General features: G+C 43.4%; 3 protein-coding genes. 1 reads left to right on the top strand and 2 read right to left on the bottom strand.

The genetic code is table 11. From position 1 onward, the window contains the following. On the bottom strand, positions 1–680 hold a 680-nt coding region (locus ABZA00_RS16580; RefSeq protein ID WP_372883261.1), incomplete at its 3' end, for an SDR family NAD(P)-dependent oxidoreductase. A gap of 15 nt (positions 681–695) precedes the next feature. Further along, positions 696–2,105 (bottom strand): aspartate aminotransferase family protein, encoded by a 1,410-nt coding sequence (locus ABZA00_RS16575; protein ID WP_372883260.1) that lies wholly within the window; start codon positions 2,103–2,105, stop codon positions 696–698. Positions 2,106–2,303: 198 nt separating this feature from the next. Between ABZA00_RS16575 and ABZA00_RS16570 the strand changes: the two genes are divergently transcribed. After that, entirely contained in the window at positions 2,304–3,779 is a 1,476-nt protein-coding gene (locus ABZA00_RS16570; RefSeq protein ID WP_372883259.1) for a PLP-dependent aminotransferase family protein, read from the top strand. The last annotated feature ends 188 nt before the right edge of the window (positions 3,780–3,967 follow it).

Here is a 3,967-nt window from a genome sequence, read left to right as displayed (position 1 = left end):
TCAGCGATCCAGAAAATAATGTTGGCAATATCTTCGGGTTGCAGCGCATTGGCATTTTTATAAAGTGCATCATATTTATCCTGATCACCTTTAAAGCGTATCAGGCTGAATTCGCTTTCACATAGTCCCGGCTCAAGGCTGGTAACACGTACACCTGTTCCTGCAAAGTCACTGCGTAAGTTGCGGGAAAATTGGGCAACAAACGCTTTTGATGCGCCGTATACGTGACTGCCCGGATACGCCCAATTAGCGGCAATCGACGACAGATTGATAATGGTGGCAGAAGGCTGCGCTTTAAGTGTTGCCAATAATGCATGGGTTACATTGACCAGGCCTGTCACATTAGTATCAATCATGGTATGCCAATCATCGAGAGAAGCCTGATCTGCCGGGGAAGCGCCTAATGCCAACCCGGCATTATTGACTAATATTGCGACATTCTTAAATTCAGTCGGTAATTGCGCAACTAGCTCAATGACCTGAGCGGCATCTCTGACATCAAGGGACTTAAAATAAACCGATGTCAGTGGACTTAACTCATCACTTAGTTTTTTCAGACGTTCTTCTCTTCGCCCGGTAATCACTAACGGGTAACCATGCTGGGCAAATTTTCTCGCGGTTGCCAATCCAAATCCAGAAGTGGCACCGGTAATCAAAACGATTGGACGTTGTTGGGTCATGTTTTATTCCTTAAATTATAACTCACTAAAAGCAGCATCGAGTGTTGCGACGATAAAATCAGCTTCTTCTTTATTAATAGTCAATACCGGACACAAACATAAGGTATTATTGAATTTCGCAAAAGAGCGGTTAGTGCGTCCTATAATTAACCCTTTTTGCATACATAAAGCGGCAACCTTCATGGCAACTTGTTCTGCGACAGGCTCTTTAGTGTCTCGATCATTAACCAATTCTAGACCCAGTATCAGACCTTTACCGCGCACATCACCAATAATCGGGTGGTGATCTTTAAGTGCAGTTAACTCTGCCAATAAATACTCGCCCATCTCAGCTGTATTTTGCAGCAGATTTTCCCGCTCTAATATTTCTAAATTAACTAAAGCAGCTGCCGGACCCGCAGTACAACCGGCAAAGGTACTGATATCTCGAAAGTAAGCTTCACGCTCACTCGGATCGGCAATAAATTCATTAAACACAGCTTCAGTGGTTACCGTGCACGAAATAGCAGCATAACTCGATGCCACACCCTTTGCCATGGTGACGATATCAGGCTTGATGCCATAATGCTGATAACCAAACCATTCACCAGTTCTTCCCATGCCACAAACCACTTCATCAATATGGATAAGCACATCGTATTTTTTACAGATATCCATTACAGCAGGCCAGTAGCCTTCAGGCGGTGTGATAATCCCACCTCCAGCGGTGATCGGTTCAAAAACGACAGCACCGACAGTATCTGGTCCCTCTCTTAAAATCACTTTTTCGAGCTCTTTAGCGGCTAATTCACCATAATTATCGACATCGCCAAATTGACTTCTGTATTCGCAGCAATGGGGAAACTCAACAAAACCCGGAACAAATGGACCATAGTGCGCCTTTCGTTCCTCCTGTCCAGTTGCACTTAATGCCGCAATGGTTGTGCCGTGATAATCTCGCTCACGATATAATATTTTATGCTTCTTGCCGCCATATTTCTGATGGGCAATCTGACGGACAATCTTAAATGCTTTTTCATTAGCCTCAGAGCCGGAATTTGAATAATAAACACGGCTCATTCCCGGCATCTTTTGCAGCAGTTTTTCAGCAAATTCAGCAGCAGGAACATTGCCGGCGGTACTGGAAAAGAAGTTCAGCTCTACCAGCTGTTCGCGAACTGCATCTGCTATCTCAGTACGGCCATAACCGACATTAACACACCAAACCCCACCAGAAGAGGCATCTAAATAACTGTTACCTTTAGCATCCCAAACACGCGAGCCCTGACCTTTTACTATAACCATCGGGTCTTGTTGCTTTAATACACTATGCTGACCTAAATGATGCCAGACATGATGTCGATCTTTCTCGATTGTTGATGCAATTTTTGATGCAATTGGTGATTCAGCGATGCCCATAATTATCTCCTTGGTAAATAGTGCCATTGGCTACTCAGTTACACTAACTGAGGTCACTGGTATTTCCCTAGTTCCAGCAATTTTAATCATTAGATCCAGGGTGTTTGGAGATGTTGGCTTAAAAATTGCTTTTTATAAAAAACAATAGACAATAGTTTTCTTTTACAGCCCCTGTCTAATCGATGGATAGACAATACATTTTATCTTTTGCGTATAGGTCTTATCGTGGTTGATTTTTTATTAAATATTGAGTTGCATAACAACAGTAGTTACCAGCAACAAATTCGCGAAAAATTAGTACAACTAATCAATCAAGACGCCTTTGCTGACAAGGCTCTGCCACCCAGTAGAAAAATGGCCCAACTTATTGGCGTATCGAGAAATACTATTATCCTGGTTTACGAAAGCCTGGTCGAAGAAGGGTATCTCATTTCCCGCGAGCGAAGAGGATATTTTGTTGATCCTGATTTACCGGTTGAAGCAAATCTAGCAGTCGAGGATGTGCATCCTCTGAGTCCTTCCCATGCACCAAATTGGGGCAAACGACTGCAAAAAAATCTCAGTCAATTTACCTCTCTTAATAAAGATAAAGATTGGCTAAAATATCCTTATCCCTTTATTTATGGGCAGATCAATGCACAAGAGTTTCCTACTTATCAATGGCGGGAATGTTCTCGGAAAGTTGAAAGCCGTGGAAAAGTACATGAATGGGTAGAAGGTTTTATGGGGGAAGACGATCCGGAGTTGGTAACGCAAATTCGCCAGCAAATCCTCTCCAAACGCGGCATTGTTGCCCAAGCAGATGAAATACTGATAACCCTGGGTACGCAGAACTCTCTTTTTTTACTCGCCAATTTATTAGCAGGTGAAAAGGTTACTTTTGGTGTGGAGGATCCTGGCCATGCTGATTTGCGCCAGATTATCTCTCTTTGCCACAGCCCGGTGAAACCACTCGCTCTCGATTCAGAAGGTTTACAAGTCGGGCAACAACTGAAGGAGTGCCGCTATGTTTGTGTCACCCCGAGCCATCAATACCCTACAACGGTAACCATGACCGTAAAGCGCCGTAAAGCATTACTTGAACAAGCCAGGAAAGATAATTTTGTGGTGATTGAAGATGACTATGAAAGTGAGGTTAATTTCATCGAAAAACCGCTTCCTGCGCTTAAAAGTTTCGATCAACATGGCCGAGTTATCTATGTCGGTAGTTTATCTAAGTCTCTTTCACCAGGGATCCGTATTGGTTACCTGGTCGCTGATAAAAAACTCGTTAAAGAACTACGTAAATTACGTCATCTGCATTATCGTCATCCACCTGCCAATAACCAGCGGATCATCGCACTGTTTATTGCTCAGGGGTATTATGACAGTCATGTACGGCGTATGCGCCGCTCCTATGAAGAGAAGTGGTTATTGATGCAACAGGGAATTGAGCGCTATCTCAGTGCATGCGAGATCCACTCTACAGCCGGTAGTTTCTGTTTTTGGATCGGTTTACCAGAAAGTATGCCCAGTCACTTATTACGCGCTGCTGCAGCCGCAAAAGGCATATTAATCGAATCAGGCGATAGCCTATTTAGCCAAGAACACGCACCCAAAAATTATATTAGACTGGGATTTTCAGCGATTAATCACGATAAAATTTTACCCGGGTTAGCGATATTGGGAAAACTGATTGATGATCTGCAAAAAGCCATTTAACGACACGCTAGACCCGCGAGTTGCTACTGTTTTTGCTGCCTTTTCTCCTAGGGGCTTATATGGACTCCCGCCGTATGTCAAAAAGAAATTACAAACAAAGTTAGATGCTGGCTTATATACGGGCTCAAGTTGAGGAGCTACCTCTGGCCTCTCATATGTTTTCGCACCTTCATGACTTTTCTGTTGAG

Origin of the sequence: Psychromonas sp. (genome assembly GCF_041586535.1) — a bacterium.
Taxonomy (GTDB): domain Bacteria; phylum Pseudomonadota; class Gammaproteobacteria; order Enterobacterales; family Psychromonadaceae; genus Psychromonas.
This window is presented reverse-complemented; position numbering and strand designations above follow the sequence as displayed.